General features: G+C 72.9%; 21 protein-coding genes. 11 read left to right on the top strand and 10 right to left on the bottom strand.

All coding sequences use genetic code 11. The features are described from left to right. Positions 1-69 precede the first annotated feature (69 nt). From DSC45_RS29305 to DSC45_RS29290, 4 genes are all read right to left on the bottom strand, one after another. Positions 70-1,779 (bottom strand): molybdopterin-dependent oxidoreductase, encoded by a 1,710-nt coding sequence (locus DSC45_RS29305; protein WP_240434903.1) that lies wholly within the window; start codon positions 1,777-1,779, stop codon positions 70-72. Between the two features lie 357 nt (positions 1,780-2,136). Next, positions 2,137-2,889: an anti-sigma factor gene (locus DSC45_RS29300; RefSeq protein WP_119294997.1), complete on the bottom strand. Its 753-nt coding sequence runs from the start codon at positions 2,887-2,889 to the stop codon at positions 2,137-2,139. Then, positions 2,886-3,476: a sigma-70 family RNA polymerase sigma factor gene (locus DSC45_RS29295; protein WP_119294996.1), complete on the bottom strand. Its 591-nt coding sequence runs from the start codon at positions 3,474-3,476 to the stop codon at positions 2,886-2,888. Before DSC45_RS29295 ends, DSC45_RS29300 begins: the two co-directional genes overlap by 4 nt. A gap of 312 nt (positions 3,477-3,788) precedes the next feature. Next, entirely contained in the window at positions 3,789-4,415 is a 627-nt protein-coding gene (locus DSC45_RS29290) for a LysE/ArgO family amino acid transporter (RefSeq protein WP_119294995.1), read from the bottom strand. A gap of 144 nt (positions 4,416-4,559) precedes the next feature. Here DSC45_RS29290 and DSC45_RS29285 point away from each other — a divergent pair, with 144 nt between their 5' ends. Continuing rightward, the gene (locus DSC45_RS29285) at positions 4,560-5,471 is read left to right on the top strand and encodes a LysR family transcriptional regulator ArgP (RefSeq protein ID WP_205571462.1); all 912 of its coding nucleotides are present in this window, start codon (positions 4,560-4,562) and stop codon (positions 5,469-5,471) included. A 13-nt stretch (positions 5,472-5,484) separates the two neighbouring features. On the opposite strand, the gene DSC45_RS29280 is transcribed toward DSC45_RS29285, so the two are convergent. Continuing rightward, a complete protein-coding gene (locus tag DSC45_RS29280) occupies positions 5,485-5,904 on the bottom strand; it encodes a VOC family protein (RefSeq protein ID WP_119294994.1) in 420 nt (139 codons plus the stop codon). Positions 5,905-6,123: 219 nt separating this feature from the next. On the opposite strand from DSC45_RS29280, the gene DSC45_RS29275 reads away from it, so the two are divergent. The 5 genes from DSC45_RS29275 (at position 6,124) to DSC45_RS29255 (ending at position 12,697) form a co-directional block, all read left to right on the top strand. After that, positions 6,124-6,732 carry a GNAT family N-acetyltransferase gene (locus DSC45_RS29275; protein WP_119294993.1) on the top strand — a complete coding sequence of 203 codons (609 nt, stop codon included), beginning with the start codon at positions 6,124-6,126 and terminating at the stop codon, positions 6,730-6,732. Between the two features lie 96 nt (positions 6,733-6,828). Beyond that, complete coding sequence (locus DSC45_RS29270; RefSeq protein ID WP_119294992.1) at positions 6,829-8,322, top strand: ABC transporter substrate-binding protein; 1,494 nt, start codon at positions 6,829-6,831, stop codon at positions 8,320-8,322. Positions 8,323-8,331: 9 nt separating this feature from the next. Continuing rightward, positions 8,332-10,194: an ABC transporter permease subunit gene (locus DSC45_RS29265; RefSeq protein WP_119294991.1), complete on the top strand. Its 1,863-nt coding sequence runs from the start codon at positions 8,332-8,334 to the stop codon at positions 10,192-10,194. Then, positions 10,191-11,489 carry an MDR family MFS transporter gene (locus tag DSC45_RS29260; protein WP_119294990.1) on the top strand — a complete coding sequence of 433 codons (1,299 nt, stop codon included), beginning with the start codon at positions 10,191-10,193 and terminating at the stop codon, positions 11,487-11,489. The genes DSC45_RS29265 and DSC45_RS29260 overlap by 4 nt, the downstream gene beginning before the upstream one ends. 164 nt (positions 11,490-11,653) lie before the next feature. Beyond that, positions 11,654-12,697 carry a LacI family DNA-binding transcriptional regulator gene (locus DSC45_RS29255; RefSeq protein WP_119294989.1) on the top strand — a complete coding sequence of 348 codons (1,044 nt, stop codon included), beginning with the start codon at positions 11,654-11,656 and terminating at the stop codon, positions 12,695-12,697. A gap of 23 nt (positions 12,698-12,720) precedes the next feature. Here DSC45_RS29255 and DSC45_RS29250 read toward each other — a convergent pair whose 3' ends face one another. From DSC45_RS29250 to DSC45_RS29240, 3 genes are read right to left on the bottom strand one after another with little or no spacing between them, the layout of a single operon-like run. Further along, complete coding sequence (locus DSC45_RS29250; protein ID WP_119294988.1) at positions 12,721-13,425, bottom strand: sulfite exporter TauE/SafE family protein; 705 nt, start codon at positions 13,423-13,425, stop codon at positions 12,721-12,723. Then, entirely contained in the window at positions 13,422-14,834 is a 1,413-nt protein-coding gene (locus tag DSC45_RS29245; protein ID WP_119294987.1) for an amidohydrolase family protein, read from the bottom strand. The genes DSC45_RS29250 and DSC45_RS29245 overlap by 4 nt, the downstream gene beginning before the upstream one ends. Before the next feature lie 56 nt (positions 14,835-14,890). Next, a complete protein-coding gene (locus DSC45_RS29240) occupies positions 14,891-16,189 on the bottom strand; it encodes a uracil-xanthine permease family protein (RefSeq protein WP_119295024.1) in 1,299 nt (432 codons plus the stop codon). Positions 16,190-16,578: 389 nt separating this feature from the next. Here DSC45_RS29240 and DSC45_RS29235 point away from each other — a divergent pair, with 389 nt between their 5' ends. Beyond that, a complete protein-coding gene (locus DSC45_RS29235) occupies positions 16,579-16,863 on the top strand; it encodes a hypothetical protein (protein ID WP_119294986.1) in 285 nt (94 codons plus the stop codon). Between the two features lie 164 nt (positions 16,864-17,027). Here DSC45_RS29235 and DSC45_RS29230 read toward each other — a convergent pair whose 3' ends face one another. Both DSC45_RS29230 and DSC45_RS29225 read right to left on the bottom strand, forming a co-directional pair. Then, entirely contained in the window at positions 17,028-17,435 is a 408-nt protein-coding gene (locus DSC45_RS29230; protein ID WP_119294985.1) for a rodlin, read from the bottom strand. A 62-nt stretch (positions 17,436-17,497) separates the two neighbouring features. Further along, positions 17,498-17,908, bottom strand: coding sequence for a rodlin (locus tag DSC45_RS29225; protein WP_119294984.1), 411 nt, complete (start codon positions 17,906-17,908; stop codon positions 17,498-17,500). Positions 17,909-18,236: 328 nt separating this feature from the next. On the opposite strand from DSC45_RS29225, the gene DSC45_RS29220 reads away from it, so the two are divergent. The 4 genes from DSC45_RS29220 to DSC45_RS29205 all read left to right on the top strand — a co-directional run bounded on the left by DSC45_RS29220 (position 18,237) and on the right by DSC45_RS29205 (position 20,286). Next, positions 18,237-18,647, top strand: coding sequence for a rodlin (locus tag DSC45_RS29220; protein WP_119294983.1), 411 nt, complete (start codon positions 18,237-18,239; stop codon positions 18,645-18,647). A gap of 308 nt (positions 18,648-18,955) precedes the next feature. Then, entirely contained in the window at positions 18,956-19,195 is a 240-nt protein-coding gene (locus DSC45_RS29215; RefSeq protein ID WP_119294982.1) for a chaplin, read from the top strand. Between the two features lie 121 nt (positions 19,196-19,316). Then, positions 19,317-19,598, top strand: coding sequence for a hypothetical protein (locus tag DSC45_RS29210; protein ID WP_119294981.1), 282 nt, complete (start codon positions 19,317-19,319; stop codon positions 19,596-19,598). Between the two features lie 187 nt (positions 19,599-19,785). Continuing rightward, a complete protein-coding gene (locus DSC45_RS29205; protein ID WP_119294980.1) occupies positions 19,786-20,286 on the top strand; it encodes a DUF5949 family protein in 501 nt (166 codons plus the stop codon). The last annotated feature ends 93 nt before the right edge of the window (positions 20,287-20,379 follow it).

The raw sequence follows: 20,379 nt of genomic DNA, 5'->3' as shown, positions 1-20,379 counted from the left end.
CTCGGGTACGGGGACTTCAGGTACGGGGTTGCCTCAGGTACGGGGTCCCCGATGTCGGTGGTCGGCGGCCTACGTCACGTTGACCACCACCGAATGACGGCCTGAAGCGCCGTCGGGGACGGTCCCGGTGCGACGGGCTGTCTGGGTGTAACCCGTACGGTCGGTGGCGCGGACCTGGAGGGTGTGACTGCCGGAGGTGGCGGGCCACTGCCAACTCCACTGCCGCCAGGTGTCGAGCGGACCTTCGGCGGCCAACTCGGCCCGCTGCCAAGGGCCTTCGTCGACACGTACCTCGACGCGGTCGATGCCCTTGTGCTGGGCCCAGGCCACGCCGGCGACGGTGACCCGGCCCGCCTTCGGCCGGGCGAGGGGCTTGGGGGTGTCGATACGCGACTGGGTCTTGATCGGGCCCTCGCGGGCCCAGTCGCGCTTGACCCAGTAGACGTCGTAGGCGTCGAACGTGGTCAGCTCGATGTCCTGGATCCACTTGCAGGCGGACACGTAGCCGTAGAGGCCGGGGACGAGCATGCGGACGGGGAAGCCGTGGTCGAAGGGCAGCGGTTCACCGTTCATGCCGACGGCGAGCATGGCGTCGCGGCCGTCCATGACGGTCTCGACCGGGGTGCCGAGGGTCATGCCGTCGACCGAGCGGGCCACCAGCTGGTTCGCCGGTCCGCCGCGCGAGGGCGGCTTCACGCCCGCCTCCTCGAGGAGATCCTTCAGGCGTACGCCGAGCCAGCGGGCGGAGCTCACGTACGGGCCACCGACCTCGTTGGAGACACAGGTGAGGGTGATGTCGCGCTCGATGAGGTCGCGGCTCAGGAGGTCCTGGAAGTCGAGAGTCAGCGGGGCTTTCACGCCCTTGCCGTGCAGGCGCAGGCGCCAGCTTCCGACGTCCGGGCGGGGCACGGTCAGCGCGGTGTCGACGCGGTAGAAGCGCTTGTTGGGCGTGGTGTACGGGGTGAGGTCCGGGAGCTTCAGGTCCACCCGGCGGGGGAGCGCGGGGGCGGGCGAGGCGGGGGCGGGCAGGCGGACCGCGGCGCGGGACGCCTCTGCCTCGGCGGCGGTCGAGGCATTGAGCCGACGGCCCAGGAAGCCGACGCCGGTGGCTGCCGCGGCGGTCCCCGCGGTGGCGAGGACGAAGACTCGGCGGCTGGGGCGGGTCGCCGGGGCGGGGGTGCGCCCGGCGTCCTCGTCGGAGGGGGGCTCGGCGCTGGTGCCCTCGTCGGGCGTGGGGGTGCCCGCCACGGCCGACGAGGGAGTCGGCGAGGCCGGGGGAGGCTCCGAAACCGAGGGAGTCGGCGAAGCCGGGGTCGGCGGGGCAGACGGGTGGGGCAAGCGACCTGCGAGGACGTACAGGACGGCCGCGCCCACCACCGCCCCGACCACCGAGGGCACGGCGTCGAGTGAGCTGGTCGAGTCGGGCCGGCCGGTCGCGGCCAGCGCGCCGAGCAGCCCGAAGGCCAGGACGCCGACCGCGGCGGTCCGCCGCCGGTGCAGCGCGAGGAGACCGGTACCCGCGGCGAACAACGCGAGCGCCGCGAGAATGCCGAGCTGCAGCACCAACTTGTCGTCGTTGCCGAACTCCCGGACCGCCCAGTCCTTGACCGCCGGAGGCGTACGGTCGACGACCGCCCCGCCGACCGCGGTGAGCGGACTCGCCTCGGGCCGGACCGCGACCGCGGCCAGCTCCGCGACCGCGACGGCCGCGTAGCCGCTCACCAGGCCGGCTGACGCGCCCAGTGCGGCTCGTACCGCGGTGTCTCGTCGTTTCCTCACACCTCTGATTCGGACCGGGTGGGCCCTGCGGTTTGGTCTCTCACCCAGATGTGTGAACCGATTCCTCATACGTGCAGGTCAGAGACCTGCATCTACCCCTGCCTCTGCGCCTGCACCCGCGCCGGCTGCACGGACCGCACCGATCCGCCGCGCACGCGCCCGCGACGCCCGCTCCGGACGCCCGCTCGGGCCCCTTCGCGGCGTCAGCGCAGACCGCGGGCCGTCCGAACCGGGCCGGACCGTCCGGGATCTCCCTTCCACGAACGTCGCCGGACGGTCGAGTCGGGCACTCTCGACCATCCGGCGGATTCCAGGGCTCGGGGACCGCGGGCCCCTCAAGATCGCGGGCTCGAGGACCTAGGCCCGGGAGCTGGGGAAGGCCATCTGGCCGATGGGTTCGGTGGTGGGCTGGGGGGAGCCGCCGTCGGGTTCCACGGTGACGCCCATGCCCGCCGCCCGGTCGAGCGGGCCGTCCATCAGTACGGCCTCGGTCGTACCGCCGCCGCCGAGCAGGCCCGCCGGACGCATGGTTCCCCCGTCGTCGAACCAGAGTTGGTAGACCTTGCCGCTCGGCAGGTCGGGGAGCGAGGACGCCAGGAACGCGGCGCGGTTCCGCTCCTTGGAGACGACGACCGTGCCCGTCGAAGCGTCACCCACCGAACCGGTCACGGTGCGGGCATCGGGTGCCGCGAGCACCGCGGTCAGTTCGGCGGCCTGCTGTTCCACCCGCCGCGCCCGGTCCCGGGCGTCCTCGGCCGACTGGTGCTGCCACACGGCAACACCGCCGAGCGCCACCGCCGCCGCGAGGCAGGCGGCGAGCGCGAGCCGCGGGGCCGACTTGGTCCAGGCCCGCACCCGGGCGCGCGCGGGCAGCCGCGGCGGCTCCTGGCGCACGTTGGTGATCTGCTGCAGCACCCGCGTCCTGAGCTCGGCGGGCGGCGGCGCGGCGACGGCGAGGCCGAGACGCTGCGCGGTGGCCGCCAGCTCCGCGACCTCCTGCGCGCAGGCCTCGCAGTCCGCCAAGTGGCCCTCGAAACGGTCCCGTTCGGCGGGCGACAAGGCGTGCAGGACGTACGCACCGGTCGCGGTGTGCAGTTCGGCGGTGCTCATACGCTCACCCCCAGGCAGTCGCGCAGCCGGATCAGGCCGTCGCGGAGTCGGGTCTTGACGGTGCCGAGCGGCACGGTGAGCAGCTGGGCGACCTCGCGGTAGGTCAGTCCGCGGTAGTAGGCCAGGGCGACCGCCTCGCGCTGCAGTCCGGTGAGGGACCGCAGACAACGGCGTACCCGCTGCTGTTCGAGACGCGTCTCGACCTGCTCGGTCACCTCGTCGTACGCGGGCAACTGGTCCAGGAGCGCCGCTTTGTGCTCCCGTGCGGCGCCGGCCGCGACGGACCGCACGCGGTCCACCGCCCGCCGGTGGGCGAGGGTCATCACCCAGGTCATGGCGCTGCCCCGGTCCGGGCGGAACCGTGCGGCCGTACGCCACACCTCGACGAGCACCTCCTGCGTGACCTCCTCCGACTGGGCCGGGTCCCGCAGCACGCTGCGGACGAGGCCGAACACCGGGCCGCTCACCGCGTCGTACACGGCGGCGAAGGCGCTCTGGTCGCCGCGCGCCACCTCGGTCAGGCGGGCCTCCAGACCCGCGTCCGGCGACGGGGGCGGGCCGGCCGGGGAACTCTCCGCCGCTCTCATGCCCGTCCCCCGCCGTCGGCGGCGCCCGCCGCGATGCGAGGCATCCTCGGTGGGGTCGTTCCGTCGTCCGCCATGTGCCCGGCCTCTCTGCGTGCTGTCCCTGTCCGTACCCTGCGCGCCCGTGGGTACGGGGTGGCTGCCCTGACGCCACTCGGTGATACGGGCTTCACCACCGCCCGGTGATACGGGTTCATCCAGTGATTCGGAGCGGCGCGGCGGACGGATTGGTCCGGATCCGGGGAAGCGGCAGTCGGGGCGAGCGTACGCAGCGAGACGGGCGTACGCGGTGAGGCCGGAACGTCTGCGGCAAGGTCAGACCGTACGCAGCAGGAGCATCGCGCCCATCACCAGCATCGTCACCGCGACCAGGGAGTCGACCACGCGCCAGGCGGCGGGGCGGGCCAGGACGCCGCTGAGCAGCCGGGCGCCGTAACCGAGCCCGGCGAACCACACGAGGCTGGCCAGCATCGCGCCGAGCCCGAAGACCCAGCGCAGCGAGCCGCGGTCGGAGGCGATCGAGCCGAGCATCAGGACGGTGTCCAGGTAGACGTGCGGGTTGAGCCAGGTCAGGGCCAGGGTGGTGAGCACCGCGGCCTTCACGGATCCCGCGGCCGCGCCGCGGGTGGACAGGCCCTGCCCTTCCGCGGGGCGCAGGGCGCGGACGGCGGCCAGGGTGCCGTAGCAGAGCAGGAAGCAGCCGCCGGCGAGGCCGACCACGGTCAGTGCGGGCGGCCAGGCGGTGACGACGGCTCCCAGGCCGGCCACCCCGAGGGCGATCAGGACCGCGTCGGACAGGGCGCAGATACCGACCACCGCGAGCACCGCCTGGCGTCGCATGCCCTGGCGCAGGACGAAGGCGTTCTGGGCACCGATCGCGACGATCAGGGACAGGCCGGTGCCGAATCCGGCGGCGGCCGCGGGGACGAAGCTGCTGGTCATGTCGTCGACGCTAGGGATCGCGGCGTCATGAGTCGAGCTAAAGTTTCTTACGTAGCATTAGCTCTCCTGAAGATGACTGCCCCCACCGGCGACCGGGGCCACACGCACACACGCACACACACGACGATCCCGAGGTGAGCCGGAATGGTGATGGCGGAGCTGCCGCTCGATCAGGTGCGCACCCTGCTGGCCGTGGTCGACGAAGGCACCTTCGACGCCGCCGCCGCGGCTCTGCACGTGACACCGTCCGCGGTCAGCCAGCGCGTCAAGGCGCTCGAGCAGCGCACCGGCCGGGTCCTCCTGATGCGTACGAAACCGGCCCGGCCCACCGAGTCGGGGCAGGCGGTCGTACGGTTCGCACGTCAACTGGCCGCTCTGGAGCGGGAGGTGCGCTCGGAGCTGGGGGCGGCCGACGACGGCTCGCCCGCACGGCTGCCGATCGCGGTGAACGCGGACTCGCTGGCCACCTGGTTCCTGCCCGCACTGACCCAGGTGCCGCAGGACCTGCCCGTCTGCTTCGAACTGCACCGCGAGGACGAGGCGCACACGGCGACCCTGTTGCGCGAGGGCCAGGTGATGGCGGCGGTGAGTTCCGCCGTGGAGCCGGTCGCGGGATGCACGGTGCGTCCGCTGGGCCTGGCGCGGTATCTGCCCTCCGCCCACCCGGAGTTCGTGGCCCGCCGGCTCTCCGACGGACCGCTCGAGGAGTGCCTGCCGCAGGCTCCGGTGATCGTCTTCGACCGCAGGGACGAGCTGCAGGACGGTTTCGTACGGAAGCTGACGGACGGAGCCCGCGGCGCGAGCAGGATGCGGCACTACGTGCCGACGTCGGAGGGCTTCTGCGACGCGGTGGCCGCGGGGCTCGGCTGGGGGCTCGTACCGGAACAGCAGGCGCTGCCGCTGTACCGCTCGGGCGACCTCGTCGGGTTCGCCCCGGACCGGCCGCTCGACGTCCCGCTTTACTGGCAGCAGTGGAAGCTGGACGTGCCGGCCCTGGCCCTCGTCGCCGAGGCCGTCGCCGCGGCCGCGGCCCGGTCCCTGCACGGACCGGAGTGACGCCGGGGCGCGGTCAGGCGCTCCCCGAGTCCGAGATGTTGACCATCCACGGGACTCCGAAGCGGTCGCTGCACGCGCCGAAGACGTCGCCCCACACCTGCCGCTCCAAGGTCATCACGACGGTGCCGTCGGCGGACAACTTCTCCCAGTAGCCGCGCAGTTCGGCCTCGTCGTCGCCGCTGAGGGACACCGCGAAGTCGGTGCCGCGGTTGAACGTCATGCCGGGCGGGGTGTCGGCTCCCATCAGCGTGAAGCCGTTCGGGGTCGTGAGCATGGCGTGCATGATCTTGTCGGCGTCCGGGCCGCTCATGCCGCCGCCTTCGCCGAAGGTGCTGAGCGCCAGATCACCACCGAAGACCTCCCGGTAGAACTCCATCGCCGTGCGGGCGTCACCGTCGAAGCTCAGGTACGGGTTCAGGGTCGTCGAGGCCATGGGGTCCTCCGCGAGGAGTGAGGGGCGCGGGCGCAGACGGTCGCACCACCTGCGGCCGGGCCCGGCATCGGATGCCTGCAGGGCTTTGCGGACCCGACGTTAGTGCCGGAGCCGCGGGGAGGCATCCGGAAGCGGCAGCCCCGCACCGAAGAGGGGGGCGTGCGGTCCGTCACCCTCGCCCGCCCCCGGCCGACCGCGCTTAATGCCTAGAATGTGCAAGTGCGTAATTACAGCATCAGGACGGCCACGGCCGACGACGCCGGTCCCGCCCGCGCCATCATGCTCGACACCGTCTACCACGACTTCGGCACGGGGTACGTGCCGCGGTGGCACGGCGACATCGTCGACCTCGAGGGCGCGTATCTGCTCCCGGCCCGGCACACGCTCCTGGTAGCCGTGGACGACACGGACGGGAGCGTCGTGGCCACCGCGGCCCTGGACTCCCGGGGCCCCGCACACCCGCCGAACCCCCGCTGGATCGCCGACCGCTTCCCCTCCGGCGAGACCGCCCAGCTCCGGCGCGTGTACGTGCGCGCCACGCACCGCAGGCACGGCATCGCACGCCGCCTGGTGGCCGAGCTGCTCGACTTCGCGGCGGCGGACGGCGGCTACCGCTCCGTCTATCTGCACACCGACCCCGCGGTGCCCGGCGCCGAAGGATTCTGGCAGTCCCTGGGCAAGGCGGTGCTGGACGAGCGAGCGGAACCGGGCGGCTCCCGGGTCGTGCACTTCGAGGTCGCGATGGGCGCGGAGTCCGGGCGGCCGCAGGACTCGCGCCGGCTCGCGGACCGCGACCGGCCGGGTCTGCAGGTGCCCGTGCACGGCTAGGGCTCCCACGGCACCCACCCCCTTAATGGAAACGATTCCCGCATACTGTGGGAGCCCGCTCCCCCACGCCCCCACGCACACCCGAGAACGAGGACCATGCGCTCCGTCCCCCGCCGTCGGCTGATAGCCGGCCTGCTGGCCGCCCCGCTGCTCGCCGGCTGCTTCGCCTCCAACGACGACACCTCGTCCGAGGGCTCGGCGGACGGCGCCCGGCTCCGCGTCGCGCTCGCCTTCCCGCCCGCCGAGAACTTCTCCCCGTACGGCGCCGACGCCACCCTGCTCAGCAGGCTCGGCGTGACCGAGGGCCTGACGAAACTCGACGCCAACGGCGCCGCCGCCCCCGCGCTCGCCGCCTCCTGGAAGAAGGAGAGCGACAGCAGCTGGCTGTTCACCCTGCGCGAGGCCGAGTTCCAGGACGGCGGCCGCGTGACCCCGTCCGCCGTCGCCACCGCCCTGAAGCACGCGGGCGAGGCGAAGCCCGTGACGGCCGCCCTCTCCGGCGTCTCGCTCACCGCGAAGGCCGTCGGCGACACCCAGGTACGGATCACCACCGAGAACCCGGACCCCGCACTGCCGCTGCGACTGTCCAGCCCCGGACTCGCGGTGCTCTCCGGCAAGGCGTACGGCAAGGAGCGGGTGGACCCGGCGGGCACGGCGACCGGACCGTTCGAGCTCACCGACAGCGCGGGGGCGACCAAAGCCACCCTGGACCGGTTCGACGGCTACTGGGGCGGGCGGGCGCAGGCCGCCGGGATCGACGCACGCTTCATCGCCGACGGCACCGCGCGGACCAACGCACTGCGCACCGACGACGTGGACATCGCCGAGGCCGTCCCGGCCTCCCAGACCGCCTCGCTCGACAAGAACAACCGCCGCGAGACGGCCACCGCGCGGACCACGGCCCTGCAGCTCAACACCAGCAAGGGCGCCTTCAAGGACGCAGGTCTGCGGTCCGCCGTCCGGGAGGCCGTCGACGGATCGAAGCTCGCGGACGGCGTGTACGAAGGGCACGCGGACCCGGGCGCCGGCATCTTCGGACCGGCCCTGACCTGGGCCGAGGGCAAGCGTGTCGAGCCCACCGGCCGGGCCGGGGCGAAGGACCCGAAGGGCACCGCGATCACCCTCGCCACCTACGACAACCGGCCCGAACTGCCCGAGGCCGCCCAGGTGCTCAAGGAGCAGCTGCAGAAGGCCGGCTTCAAGGTCAGGATCGAGGTACGCGAGTCGTCCCGGATCGAAGGCGACGCGCTGGCCGGGAAGTTCGACGCGTTCCTCGGCGCGCGGAACACGATGCTCGACACCGGCGACCCGGTCTCCGTGCTCGCCAGCGACTACACCAGCAAGGGCAGTTACAACCTGTCGCTGCTCTCCGACAAGAAGGTCGACGCGGCCGTGCGCAAGGCCGAGAAGACCGGCGACATCGAGCAGCGGCAGGACGCCGCGATGGCCGCCGAGGCCGCGATCCTCGGCACGGACGCGACGGTCCCGCTCGTCCACCAGCGCATCGTCACCGGCGTCGGCTCCTCCGTCGAGGGCGTCGTCCTCGACCCGTACGAGCGCGCCCTGGTCGGTACCGGAACGCGGCGCTGAGCGACGGCGATGGCGACAGGACCCGCGTCCGGAGGGCGTCTGCGGGGCGCTTGGCCTGCGGCGCTCTGGCGGGCCCTGCTCGCCGTGGGCCTGGTCTGCGGCATCGGGCTGCTGCCCTGGCTCTCGCGCACCGATCCGGCACTCACCGTGCTCAGGGCACGGGCTGCCGAACGCACCCCCAGCCCCGAGGTCATCGCCGCCGTACGGGATGAACTCGGCCTGGCCGACGGGCCGTTGCACCTGCTCGCCCACTGGGCCGGCGGACTGGTCACCGGCGACGCCGGACAGTCCTGGATCTCCGGCGACGACGTACTGCCGTCCGTGGCGCAGGCGCTCGGCGTCTCGCTGCTCCTGATGGGCGCGGCGATCGTCGTGGCCTGCCTCACCGCCGCGGTGATCTGCGCCCGCACGCTGTACCTGTGCGCGCACCGCCGCACCGCGCGGCGGCGCTCGCGGGGCAGCGTCGGGGCGATGGCCGCCGCGCTGCCCGAGTTCCTGATCGCCTCGGTGCTCGCCGCCGTCGTCGGCGTACAACTCGGCTGGCTGCCCGCACTCGGCTGGTACGGGCCCGCCTGGATGGTGCTGCCCGCGCTCTCCCTCGGGCTGCCCGCCGGTGCGCTGCTGGGGCGGCTGCTCGACGATCTGCTGCCGGGCGCGTTCGCCGAGCCGTGGGCCCGGTCCGCCGCAGCGCGCGGCATCCCGCCCGGCCGGATCGCACGCCACGCGCTGCGCCGCTGCCTGCCCGGTGTCCTGCCGAACCTCGGCCTGTTCCTGGTCGGCCTGACCGGCGGCGCGGTCGCCGTGGAACAGATCTTCGACATCCCCGGGCTCGGCCGGACCTCGCTCGAGGCGGCCGTCGCCCAGGATCTGCCCGTCCTGCAGACCAGCGCCCTCGCCCTGGTCGCGCTCGCCGCGGCCGCCGCCCGGCTCACCCGGTCCGCGGCCCGGCGCGCGGCGGGGCCCGCACTTCGCGACGGCGCACTGCAGTCCCTGCACCCCGCACGGGCCGCCGCGCCGAGCCGGCTGCCGCTGCTGTACGGCGGGCTGCTCCTGGCCGTCGTCGGGCTCGGCCTCGTACGCGATCCGCTCGCCGTGGACACCGAGGCGCGGCTCGCCGCGCCCTCGGGGGCGCATCCGTTCGGCACCGACGCGCTCGGCCGCGACCTGCTCGCGCGGATCGCGCACGGTGCGCTCGACACCCTGGCGATCGCCCTGGCCATCAGCGCGTTCGCGCTGGTCGCCGGAGTGCTGCTCGGTCTCGTCCCGCGCCTGTCGGGGCCGCTCGTCGACACCTTGAACGCCGTACCGCCGGTGCTCGCCGGTCTCCTCGTCGCCGCCGTCGCGGGCAGCGGCGCGGCCACCCCCGCGCTCGCCGTGGCCGCTCTCGCCTGGACCCCGCTGGCCGCACACACCTCGGCCCTGCTGCGGCAGGAGCGCGCCACCCTGCACCTGGCGGCGACCCGCAGCCTCGGAGCGGGGCGCGGCCATCTGCTCCGGCGCCACCTGCTGCCGGCCGTCGTCGGACCCGTCACCCGGCACGCGCTCCTGCGCCTGCCCGGTGTCGCCCTGGCGCTCGCCGCCCTCGGCTTCCTCGGCCTCGGCGCCCAGCCCCCGTCCCCCGAGTGGGGCCGGCTGCTCGCCGAGAACCAGCCGTACGTGGAGCGCGCCCCCTGGTCCGTCCTCGCGCCCGCCGCCGTACTCGCCCTGCTCGGCGCGCTCGCGGTGACCGCGGCCCACGGCGTACGACTGCCGTGGCGCGGGCGGGGAGGCGAGTCCAGCGCCGACGGTCGACTCTCCCGCGAGGACCGGGAGTTCGCCGCACTCGACATCGAGTCCGGCACACCGCACCCGGACGCGGCGGTCCTGCGATGACCGGCCGACCCGCACGCATCGCACCGCAGCGCCCGCCCCGGGGAGCCACCTGGCGCACCCTCTCGCCGCTCCTGCGGCTCCTGATCCTCACCCAACTCGCCTTCAACATCGGTTTCTTCGCCGTACTGCCCTACCTCGCCGAGCATCTGGGCACCGCGATCGGCATGGCGGGCTGGACGGTCGGGCTCGTGCTCGGGCTGCGGACGTTCAGCCAGCAGGGGCTCTTCGTGGTCGGCGGCGCGCTCACCGACCGGTACGGGGTGCGGCCGGTCGTGCTCGTCGGCTGTGCACTGCGGATCGCGGGCTTCGCCTGGCTCGGGTACGCAGAGGCCACCGGCGCGGTGATCGGGGCCGTACTCCTCATCGGGGTGGCGGCCGCGCTGTTCTCGCCCGCCGTCGAGTCCGAGGTGACGCGGCAGGCGGTGGCCTGGGAGCACGACGGCAACGGTCCGCGCACCCGGGTGCTGGCGCTGCTCACGGTGGCCGGGCAGGCCGGCGCGTTCCTGGGGCCACTGCTCGGGGCGCTGCTGCTGCCGTTCGACTTCCGCACGGTGTGCCTGGCCGGGGCCGGGGTGTTCGTCCTCGTACTCGCCGGGCACGTGTGGCTGCTGCCGCAGCACATCCCGGGCCGGACGCGGACGCCGATGCGCGGCGGTACGGGCGAACTGCTGCGCAACCGGCGCTTCCTCGCGGTCTGCGCGGCGTACGGCGCGTACCTCCTCGCGTACAACCAGCTGTATCTCGCACTGCCGGCGGAGGTCACCCGGGCGACCGGTTCGCAGACCGCGCTGGCCTGGCTGTTCGCCCTGTCGTCACTGCTCGTCGTGGCGGCCCAGCTGCCCGTCACCCGGTGGGCGGCCGAACGGCTCACCCTGCGCCGGTCGATGGCGGCCGGGCTGGTCCTGGTCGGCGCGGGGTTCGCCGTGGTGGCCGCGGCGCAGCCGGCGGCTCTCACCGGAGTCGTGGGGCTGCTGCCGGCGGCCGGATTCGTCGTCCTGCTCACGGGCGGCCAGATGCTCCTCGCACCCGCCGCACGCGCCTGGGTGCCCGACCTCGCCCCCGACGGACGGCTCGGCCTGTACACCGGCGCCATGTCCTCCGTCTCCGGCCTGATGGTCCTCGCCGGCAGCGCCGCCACCGGTGCCCTCCTCGACGCCGGCCTCCCGGCCTGGGCCCCCTGGCTCGTCCTCGCCGCAATCCCCCTCCTCGCGGTGACCGTACTGCCGAGGCCGGAGACGGCCGCCACGAAGGGCCTGTCACCGGCGACGGCGTCCGCGGGGCGACGGGGGCGGTGACCTCCGTGGCGCCCGAATCTCCGTGACGTCCGTCCGCCTCCGACCGGGTTTCGGAGAGGATGGGGGCGCGGACGGCCGTCCGCAGCGGCAACCGCCCGTACCCGGGTGCCCGCCCGTACCGGGGTGTGCCCGACCCTCCCCCGCAGCAAGGAGCGTTCCAGCCGATGTCCACCCCGGGGTCCCGCCCGCGGCCACCGACGATCGCCGACGTCGCCCGGGTCGCCGGTGTCTCCCGTACGACCGTGTCCCATGCGCTCAACGGCCGGGGCAAGGTGGACCCGAGGACCCGCGAGCGGATCAAGGAGGTCGCGGGCGAGCTCGGCTACCGGCCCAATCTGCGGGCCCAGCGGCTGCGGCGCGGACAGGCGCGCGTGATCGCACTGGCCTCGTCGATGCCGTTCGCGGTGGCCGGCGGGCCCTCGCGGCTCGGCTTCTACATGGAGGTGGCCGCCGCCGCGGCCGAGCGTGCTCTCGTGCACGACTACGCCCTGGTCCTGGTACCGCCGGCCCAGTCCGCCGCCGCGCTCCACTCGGTGGACATCGACGGCGCGATCGTGGTCGAGCCGGACGCCGAGGACGCGGCCCTCGCGCAGCTGCGCGAGCGCGGGCTGCCGCTCGTCGCGCTCGGCCGCCCGGCCGACGACGGCACCGACTGTCCCTACGTGGACCTGCGCGGCGACCTCGCGGCCGAACTCCTCCTGCGGCATCTGCACGAACAGGGCGCCCGCCGCCCTGCGTTGATCGTCGCCGCCGGCTCCCGGCACTCGTCGGTCGACGCCCGCGCGGTCTACGAGCGGACGGCCGCCGAACACGGCCGGACCCCGGTCGTCCGGACCGCCCCGGAGGACGGAGGCGAACGGGCGGGCTACGAGAGCTGCGCGGCGCTGCTCGCCGAACACCCCGCGACGGACGCGGTGTTCGCCCTCGTCGACGCCTTCGCGGTGGGTGCGGTACAGGCGATCAAGGACAGCGGGCGGCGCGTACCCGAGGACGTCATGGTCGTCACCCGCTACGACGGACTGCGCGCACGGACCTGCAGCCCGCCCCTGACCGCCGTCGACCTCCACCTCGACCAGGCCTCGGCTACGGCGGTGGAGCTGCTCCTCGACCAGCTGCGCGGGGAACCCTCGACACCGCACAGGGCCACCGCGCCCGCACCGGAGCTGGTGGCCCGGGAGTCCTCCCGAGCGACCGTGCGTTCAGACTGAACTCCCTGTGTACGCAGGCAAGTTCACAGCATGAGCACCACGCCGGACACCAGCGCGAAGCCGAGCACGAACAGGCGCATCCGGCGGGCGTCCAGGCGGTGGTGGACCAGGCGGCTCAGCCACGCCCCCGCCGCGATGAGCGGGAGCGCGGCGGCGGCCCGTCCGAGGTCGGACACATCGCCCTGGCCGGTCGCGAACAGCAGGGCGAGCGAGGCGATTTCGCCGACCAGGAAACAGAGCGCGACCGTGGAGCGGAGTACGGCCGGAGGGCTGTGCTGGTAGACCAGCGCGAGCGGCGGCCCGCCCACCCCGGTGGCGGTCTCGGTGAGCCCGGTGACCACGCCCGCGCCCAGATACGCACCCCGCCCGGGCGCGAACGCCGGTGCGAGGAGGCTCACCACCGCCGCGAGCACCGTGGCGATCCCCACGAACAGCGCGAGCCCGCTCTCCGGGATCACCCACAGCAGCGCCAGCCCGCCCGGAGTCGCCACGATCCGCGCCGCCGAGATCCAGCCGGCCCCGCGCAGATCGAGCGAACTCCGTTCCCGCCAGGCCACATACGCGTTCAGCGGGATCATCGAGGCGAGCAGAAAGCCGGGCAGCAGTCCCGGATCGATCAACCCGGCCACCGGCGCGACGATCAGCGCGTAGCCGAAGCCGCTGCCCCCCTGCACGAACGCCGCGACAGCGACCGTGACCGCCAGTACCGCCAGCATCGCCGCGCTCACCGGGCCACGCTCCGGCCGCGGGCCGCGGCCACCGAGGACGGGGGATGCGTGACGACGACGGGGGCGCGCCCGACCACTTCCCTGGACAGCTCGACCGCCCGCCGCACCAGGGCGTCGGCGTCGAAGCCCGTGGGTGTGCCGTGCCACATCCGCGGCCGGCCGGCGACGTAGACCGCGTCGATCTGGTCCCGGTTGCCGCGGCGCACCAGCTCCCAGGGCAGGTCCCAGGAGAGGGCGAGCTCGGGGGTGTCGACGTCGACGAGCAGGAAGTCGGCCGCAAGGCCGGGGGCGATCCGGCCGGTGACCGCGCCGAGCCCGGTGACGTCGGCGCCGCCGCGTGCGGCGTGGTCGAGCCAGGTCCAGCCGGCGCCGCAGGAAGAGTCGCCGACGGCGTTGCCGTGCGCGAGCCGCTGGGCGAACTCGGCGGCCTCGGCGAGGCGGAAGCCGTCGCCCCGGGTGCCGTCGGTGCCGAGCCCGAAGCGGATGCCGCGTTCGGCCATCGCGGCGGCGGGGGCGACGGCGTTGCCCTTCCAGGCGCTCGCCACCGGGTTGTAGCTGATGGCCGTACCGGTGTCGGCGAGCAGGGTCAGCTCGGCCGGGGTGAGCAATGTGGTGTGGGCGGCGAGGAGTTGGGGCCCGAGCGCGCCGACCCGGGCGAGCTGTTCCAGCGGGCGCCTCCCGTGCCGTACGAGGGAACGCTCGACCGCCGCCAGGTGCTCGTTCACATGCATCTGCACCACGGTGCCGGACTCCGCGGCGAGGCGGGCCGTCGCGGCCAGAGTGGCTTCGGTGGCGGCCTCCGGGATGGAGACGGCGAGGGTGGGGTGCACCAGCGGATCGCCGGCGTACCGCGACAGGTGCTTCTCGGCGGCGCGCAGCACCTCGTCGGCGGTACGGTCCTCGGCGCCACCCGGGTCGGCGTCGTTGCAGATCAGTCCCAGTACGCAGCGGATGCCGGCGTCCCGGGCGGCACAAGCCAGTACGTCCACGTCGACATCGGCCCTGGTGCCCGCGTCGGCCACGGTGGTGAATCCGCCGCGCAACGATTCCAGAACCGCCAACTGCGCGGACACATAGGCCGATTCGGCGTCCAGAGCGCCTTCGAGCGGCACCCACACCCGGCGGAAGATCTCCGACGGCTCCCCGAAGGCGAGCGCGGCGCCGAAGCTCTGCGTGAGGTGGTGGTGGGCGTCGACGAACCCCGGCATCAGCAGATGTCCCGGCAACGCGACGGGGGTGAGCTCCGGATGGTCCCGGCGTATCGCGTCCACGGGTCCCACGGAGCGGAACTTGCCGCCGTCGACCACGACCGCGTATCCCGTCACCAGGCCGTCCGGCAACAGGAGTTGACCTGGAGACAGAAACAACGGGCCTTCAGTGGAACGGAGTTCGGTGGGAAGTTTCGTCATTGATCGCTTTCCTGGTTCATGGTGCGCTGTGCGTGTTCGGTCGTCGCGCCGGCCCGTCAGTCGCCGTCCCGGTGCCTGGTCCCGCCCGCCGCGAAGCGGGCGGCCACCGCCGGCCGGACGTGGTGGAAGAGGACGTTGAGGACGACGGCGGTCAGGGCGCCGATCGCGACACCGCTGTCGAGCAGGATCCGCGCGTTCGACGGGAAGCTGTCGTAGACGCCGGGGATCAGGATCGGCAGCAGACCGAGCGCGATCGCCACGGCGCAGATGAACGTGTTGGCGTGGTCGGAGAGGTCGCAGCGGGCGAGCATCTGCACCCCGAGCACGGTGATCACGGCGAACACCACCATCGCGGTACCGCCGACCACCGCCGCCGGAATCGCACCGATGGCGCGGGTGACCGGGGCGAGGAAGCCGATGACGATCAGGAGCACGCCGGCCGCCGCGGTCACGTAGCGGCTGCGCACGCCGGTGACCCGGACGATCCCGATGTTCTCGCCGCTGGTCACCATCAGCGGCAGGCCGAAGGCACCACCGATCAGCGACGTCAGGGCGTCGCCGCGCACGGTCCGCGGAACGGCGACGCGGCGGTCGATCGACTTGCCGACGGCCTCCGCGTTGATCACGGTCTGGCCGGTCGCCTCGGCCATCGACGCGAGGCTGTAGAGCAGCAGCGGCACGGCGGCGACCAGGTTGAACTGCGGCGATCCGAACGGCAGCACCTCCGGCAGGCTCACCGGACCACCCGCGCCCGACCCGGAGAGGTCGAACTTCCCGAGACAGGCGGCCAGTACGGCCCCCGCCAGGAGCCCCAGCATCACCGCCACCTGCCGCAGGACGCCGGTGAACAGCAGGTAGAAGACGACCGTGAAGCCGATGGTGGCCAGCCCGAGCAGCAGGTTCCCGCGATCGGCGAACCCTGGCTCGCCCGGCTGCCCGGTGACGAGTACCCCACCCACCTTCACCAGATTGACCCCGACGATCACGATCATCGTGCCGATCACGAGCTCCGGGAAGAACTTCAAGAGCCGCGTGAAGACCGGCAGGACGAGGAAGAGGAACACCGCCGTGATCACCACGGCACCGCTCGCCGTACGCATCCCGTGCTGCTCGGCGATCGCCAGGAACAGGATCAGCGGCGCACCGCCCGGCAGCATCACGAACGGCAGCCGAGGGCCGAACTTCCACAGCCCGAGCGACTGGATCAGCGAGCCGACGCCGGAGAGCACGAAGGCGGCGGACAACAGGTCGACGGTGAGCTCCGCGTCCAGGCCGAGCGTGGCGCTCATCAGGAAGATCGCGGATATCGGGGTCGCGGCCATCACCAGGACGTGCTGCACGCCGAAGAGCAGGATCCTCCCGAGCGGCCTCTTCTCGTCGACGGGGTGCGGTGGCGGGGCCGGGCTGCTGTCGCCGCGGGGTTCGCTGTCCTGGGTGACGTGGTGAGGACGGGACACGGTCGAGCTCCGTTCGCTTCGGCTTGCTCGGTTCGGTGGCGTGATCCGGCCCTGGACGGAGAGCCAAATCGATTTGGCCAAATCGATTTGGCCGCCAGTATGCGGAGCCCCCGGACGGCCGTCAAGGCAGTCACCGCCCTCACCGCCGATCCGATCCGCCACCGCCCCCACGCCGGGACCGTCGCCGCCCCGGCCGTCCGACCCCGTCCCGGGAACGCGGGCACCCCAACGGGTGGGCGTGCGCCGCGGACCGTTTCTCCACCGGGGTCCACCGCGTTCTGCAGAGCATGATTTCCACTCGACGCGCCCTCGCCGCCGTGGCCCTGGCCGCCGGCGCCTCCGCCCTGGCGATGCCCGCCGCGACCGCCTCCGCGGCCTCCGGCCCGGAAGGCATCGAACTCTCCGCCAACGACACCATCGACTCCCTCGCCGCCGCCGGCATCCCCGAGGAGGACCGGGCCGAACTGCCCACGGTGTCCCAGCAGTTGGGCGGACTGAACCGGCTGAACGAGCTGCACCAGCTCACCGACCAGGCCGCCCCCGTCACGGGGCTCCTGCCGTCGATCGCCTGATCGAGGGCACGGGCCCGTCCGGCCCGCAAGCATGAAGGAGGGGCAGTCGGCCGAGCCGACTGCCCCTCCTTCACGTGCCGCTCCCGCCCACTCGGAAGCGGCGGCCCGGACCCCGGCGCCCCGGGGCCGGACCAAGAGGTGCTGCGAAGCACCCCCTATCGGTGTCAGCCGTTGCCGGCACCGTTCCCGGACAGGACCGGGATGTCGTCGAGGACGTGGCTGAGGGGCTCGTCGCCCTTCGCCTGCGTCGAGTTCTCGGCGCACTGCTGGTTCTGCGGAGCCGACAGGACGGAGACGTCCTGCACGGAGACGGGGACCAGGCCGACCAGCGAACCGGCGTTGCCCTTGACGGGCAGACCGATGCACGGCTTGTTCAGGGAGCCCTGGACGAGGCCGAGCTGAGGGCTCAAGTCGCCCGTCGTGGCGGAGTTGCCGTACTCCTGGCTCGCGCCGTTGCCGCTGAGCGACGTGGTGCCGGCGTCGTCACCGATGGCGAGGGCCTGCGGTGCGGCGACCGCCGACATGCCGGCGACGGAGACGGCGACTGCGGCGGATGCCCACAGCTTCTTCATGTGTGTTCCCTTCAGGGAGCGTCCCGCGCACCGCCGTTCGGCGGCGACCGGGTGCGCTCGACTCAGTGGTTGGCGGTGCCGTTCCCGGACAGGACCGGGATGTCGCTGAGGATGTGCGACAGCGGCTCGTCGCCCTTGGCCTGCGTGGAGTTCTCGGTGCACTGCTGGTTCTGCGGTGCCGACAGGACGGGGATGTCCTGGACGGAGACCGGCACGACACCCACGAGGGAGCCGACGTTGGCCTTGGCAGGCAGACCGATGCAGGGCTTGTTCAGCGAGCCCTGGATGAGCGCCATCTGCGGGCTCATGTCCCCGTACGTGGCGGAGTTGCCGTAGACCTGCTCCGCGTTGTTGCCGCTGCTGGACGTGGTCCCGCCGTCGTTGCCGATGGCCAGGGCCTGCGGGGCCGCGGCGGCGGAGACACCGACGACGGAGGCGGCGACCGCTGCGGCCGCCATGACCTTCTTCATCATGAGCAATTCCCTTCTCGTGGCCCCCGTCCGGGAGCTCTCTGCCCAACTCCCTTTGCCAGGTGTAGTTGCACGAGTTCACTCTGAAGGGTCACGCGAGCGATTGTTCCGGCGAATTCCCGAACTGCCCGGGGGGATAATCCGATTCGCTACCTCCGCACGCCCATGAATATCCGCGAATAAGGTCAATCCGCGTACCGCGGACGAGCGCTCAGCAGCCCGTGCGAGTGAAGTACCGCAACCAAACCCGCACCTCACAGTTGTTCCGGGAGCAGTAACCGGAGGCACTAACCGGAGCAGTAACCGGCGTCCGTCAGAAAAGGAACAAGAAATGCTCAAGAAGGCAATGGCCGCAGCAGCCGTCGCTGCTTCCGTGGTCGGCGTTTCGGCCGCGGCCGCGCCGCAGGCCCTGGCCATCGGCGACGACGGTGGCACCACGTCCGTCAGCGGTAACGGCTCGACCCAGGAGTACGGCAACTCCGCCACCCAGGGCGACATGAGCCCGCAGCTCGGCCTGGTCCAGGGCTCGCTGAACAAGCCCTGCATCGGCCTCCCGGCCAAGGCCAACGTCGGCTCCCTCGTGGGTGTCGTGCCGGTCGCCGTCCAGGACATCCCCGTCCTGTCGGCACCGCAGAACCAGCAGTGCACCGAGAACTCCACGCAGGCCAAGGGCGACGAGCCGCTGTCGCACATCCTCGACGACATCCCGGTCCTGTCCGGGAACGGCGTCGGCAACGGCTGATCAGCCACACAGCAGTACCGGCTCGGGCCGTCTCGTACGCGAGGCGGCCCGAGTCCTTGCGTTCAGGCCGACGTCCGTACGGGACGGTGCGCATCGTCCGGGCCACGGCCCGCCACCCGTACGGCGGCAGCAATTACCGCACCGTCGGGCGGCCCCCGAGGCCTTCCCATCACTCGTTTCGGGACTTGACCGTACGGACTGACAACGCCGTCACCCGTTCGGGGGCGCAACTCGCGACGGTGTGTCCCGTTGATCCTCAAGCCGGGTACCCGCTCGGCGTCGCACCGAACGACCTAGGAGTTTTCCTCATGTCGCGTACCGCGAGGGCCTTCGCCCTTTCCGCCGTTGCTGCCGCCGCACTGGCGGGCAGCGCGGGCATCGCCTCCGCCGACAGTGGCGCGCAGGGCACCGCCGTCGGTTCCCCCGGCGTCCTCTCGGGCAACCTGCTGCAGGTTCCCGTCCACGTCCCCGTCAACGCCTGTGGCAACACCGTGGACGTCATCGGCGTGCTGAACCCCGCGTTCGGCAACGCCTGCGTCAACAACTGAGGTTCCGCCCAGCGGAGCTCTTCCACGGCCGTCCCCGTTCCTCGGGGGCGGCCGTTCCATCCCACCGGGCGGGTACGTGGCCGCGCGCCGCGCCGCCCCCGACCACCGAGGACATCCCCGCATGAAGTCTCTGAAGGCCGCAGCCGTCGTCGCCGGATCGCTCGCCCTCACCGGCGTCGCCGCCCCCGCGTTCGCCGACGACCTCACCCCCTCCAGCCTGAACGGCGCCGTCGAGAACCTGGACACCAGCACGCTCCTGGAGACCCCGCCGGTCCACACCACCCTCCTCGAAGCCGACCGCTCGGGCTCCCTGCCGAACGCGGTACAGGGCGCGGTCGACGACCTCGGCTCCGCCGGTGGCCAGAACCAGGGCCTGCTCGGCGGCCTTCCGGTCGGCGGCTGAACCGACCGGCCGAATCGGCTGTCGAACCGACCCACGCATCGCCCGTCGGTACCGGCCGGGCAAGCCCCTTCGCGGAAACGAACGCCGGGGAGAACTCCCGTGTGAACGGAGCTCGTTCGGGGATTCGCGTCCCTCGGGCGAGTGACGCGGAAGGCGGAAGGCGCAGTCGCGTCGCTACGCTTCCCCGGTGACCTCAACCTCCAGTGAAAACCGACCTTTCCACCCCGCGGATCTGGGCACGCTGTCCGTAATTCCGTGGAGCGGTGAAGCGCCCGGAACGCAAACCGAAACCCCCTTTCTCATGGCGTACTCGCTCGGGGACGGTCCGCACGGCCGCGAGGGCACGGCCCTGGCGATCCGGACGGTTCTGGAGAAGGCCGGAATTCCGGTGGGCAGTTTCCAGGACGGCACCCAGCACCCCAGTTTCCCGGTGCAGCTGCTCGTCGAGGGCGGCCAGGCCGTCGTCACCATGCCGCACCTCAAGGCTCAGTGCCCGGTTCCGCACGAGTGGCTGGCCGCCGCCGATGCCTGCGGGCATGCGTACTTCGTCGTGACCACCCGTGCCTGGACCGAGGCGGTGCCGGGGCGGCCCGTCACCGAGGAAGCCCTCACGCAGTTCGCCGGGGACGCCAACACCCTGGAGTACGCCGCGCATTGCCTGCTTCCGGTGCGCAAGCTGCGGTTCTGACACCGCCGTTCCGAAGGAGTACGCATGGACACCCGCATCCCCCCGAGCCATAGGGCACGGCCGGCCGCCGTGCCGCAGGCGCGTGCCGCGAAC

The organism is Streptomyces sp. YIM 130001 (assembly GCF_003574445.1).
Classification (GTDB): Bacteria; Actinomycetota; Actinomycetes; order Streptomycetales; family Streptomycetaceae; genus Streptomyces.
This window is presented reverse-complemented; position numbering and strand designations above follow the sequence as displayed.